2 protein-coding genes are annotated in these 2,584 nt (G+C 49.9%); both read left to right on the forward strand.

Going from position 1 to position 2,584, the window contains the following annotated elements; translation table 11 throughout:
* The first annotated feature begins 426 nt into the window (after positions 1–426).
* The gene (locus AC06MN_RS13950) at positions 427–2,034 is read left to right on the forward strand and encodes a dipeptidase (RefSeq protein WP_475672983.1); all 1,608 of its coding nucleotides are present in this window, start codon (positions 427–429) and stop codon (positions 2,032–2,034) included.
* Between the two features lie 172 nt (positions 2,035–2,206).
* Positions 2,207–2,584: PD-(D/E)XK nuclease family transposase (locus AC06MN_RS13955; protein ID WP_475672984.1), on the forward strand; the 378-nt coding region annotated here is incomplete at its 3' end.

The raw sequence follows: 2,584 nt of genomic DNA on the forward strand, positions 1-2,584 counted from the left end.
AATCGTCAAAAACAACATGTCAATGAGTGGATAAACGAACGCTATCGACAGCCAAAGTCCTCTGAGGAGCGACTGATTCCGAAAGATTGACTCTTGTGGAACGGCTTCCACTCGAATTTATGAATTAATAGAACATACCTACAGTTTATTTTTTAATTAAATAGGTGATCAAAATTAGTTTACATATTGAAAACGAGGCATAGAGGTCGCGGGAATGCGAGATTACGAGGCATTCCGGCATCCCGAAGCCTCGCGGTCTCGAAATCCCGTGTCCTTATAATGTAGTTTAATTTTGAATAGTTACTTATCACTAAACGAAGAATAGGCAAGTCATTTTTCACCAAATCGTTATGAAAAACCAAATTTTACCATAAATTTGCAACAGAAAAACACGATGCAGACAAATCATTCAACAATCAATACAATATGAACAAATTCAAATCATTACTCTTAGCAGGTCTCCTGGTTTTCAGCCTGAACATCAAGGCGCAGGACGACAACAAGGAAATGCTCGACGGTGCGTGCTGCACCAGCATCATGGTAGGCAAAAACGCCTCAACCGATGGATCCGTCATCACCTCGCACACTTGCGACGGCCGCTACCGCACCTGGATGCGCTGGGAAGCCGCCGCCGACCACAAGGAAGGCGAAATGCACAAGGTGTATAAAGGCACCATGCACACCGAAGACCCATTCGACAACCGAGGCCCTGAACTGGCCGGCGAAATCCCTGAAGTGGCACACACCTACCGTTACCTCAACACGGCCTACCCTTGCCTCAACGAAAAGCAGCTGGCCATTGGCGAAACCACTTTCTCAGGTCCCGACACCTTAGTTAATAACAAAGGCATGTTTATGATCGAGGAACTGGAACGCGTTGCCTTGCAGCGTTGCGACAATGCCCGCGATGCCATCCAGCTCATCGGCAAACTTGTCAAGGAATATGGCTACGGCGACGGCGGCGAATGCATCACCATTGCCGACAAGAACGAAGTGTGGCAGATGGAAATCCTCGGCGAAGGTCCCGAAAAAATCGGCAGTGTGTGGGCTGCCAAGCGCATCCCCGACGACGAGGTGGGCGTTTCGGCCAACATCTCGCGCATCGGCAAGCTCGAACGCAAGAGCAAGGACTTCTATTGTTCCGACAACTGCGAGTCCGTGGCCAAGAAATACGGCCTGTGGGACGGCAAGGGCGAATTTGTGTTCTACAAAGCCTTCCACAGCAGCTATGGCGGCGGCAAGAACTTCAGCGACCGCGAGTATTTCATCCTCAGCCAACTGGCTCCATCACTGAACCTGACACCCGACATGGAAGAACTTCCATTCTCCGTGAAGCCCGACGAAAATGTCGATGTGCGCAAAGTGATGGAACTCTTCAAGAGCACCTACGAAGGCACCGACATGGACATGACGCAAAACGTGAAGATGGTCACCAAGAAACGCTTGGACGATGGCTCACTGGTCGACGACACCATCATCAGCCCTATCGCCAATCCGTGGCTTACAAGTGCCATGCTGAACACGCTGAACTTCCTGGCTCCTGGAACAGTTGATTTCCACCGCACAGTTTCGGTGGCATGGAGCAGCTATAACCATGTCATTCAATGCCGCAGCTGGGTCCCCGATGAAATCGGTGCCATTTGCTGGATGGCTTGCGACAACCCGGGACAAAGCCCGCGCATCCCGATTTTCTCAGGCTGCACCATTGTTCCTGATGGTTTCGACAAGTGCGGTCAACTGCGTTACCGCGAAGAAGCATGGATCTGGCACTATCGCAAGGCCAACAAACTCGCCACCGTGCAATGGGGCCGCACCAAGCAAACCCTGCTCGGCAACGTGACACGTTTCGAAGACAAGGCTTTCGATGAAATCCCGACTATTGAGAAAAAAGCGCAAGGCCTCATTGACGAAGGCAAGGCCAAGGATGCCACCCTGTTGCTCAACCAATACAGCTCCGATTTCGCGGGCGCCACACGCCAGGCCTGGAAGGAAATGGAAAACAAATTCTGGTACTGGTTTAGCATGGGATTCTAATCCTGTAGAGACGTTGCGTGCAACGTCTCCCAAAATCAATAAAATCGAGACGTAGCACGCTACGTCTCTACAAAAAATTGCGGAACCGCAATCAGCAGTTCCGCAATTTTTTTCATGCATATCTTGTTCAAAATCCGAATTATCATTATTTTTGCGCAAAATTAAAGGCAATATGAACGGCGAAAGCAAATATATCCGCTTCGACTGGGCGGCGAAGAAAATCCTCCGCGACAAGGCGAACTTCAGCATCCTTGAAGGGCTGATTACGGTTTTGCTCAACGACGAAACGAAAATCATTGAGATATTGGAAAGCGAAAGCAACCAATCCGACCCTGACGACAAGTATAACCGCGTCGACATCAAGGCACGGAACAGCAAGGGCGAAATCATCCTCGTCGAGATACAGCAGACGCGCGAGGTGTATTATCTGGAGCGTATCCTTTATGGAGTCGCCAATGCCATCACCGAGCACATCCACAAGGGAAACAAGTACGACCAAGTGAAGAAAGTGTACTCCATCAGCATCCTGTATTTCGACCTTGGCAAGGGC

It is taken from the genome of Candidatus Limimorpha sp. (assembly GCF_056203535.1).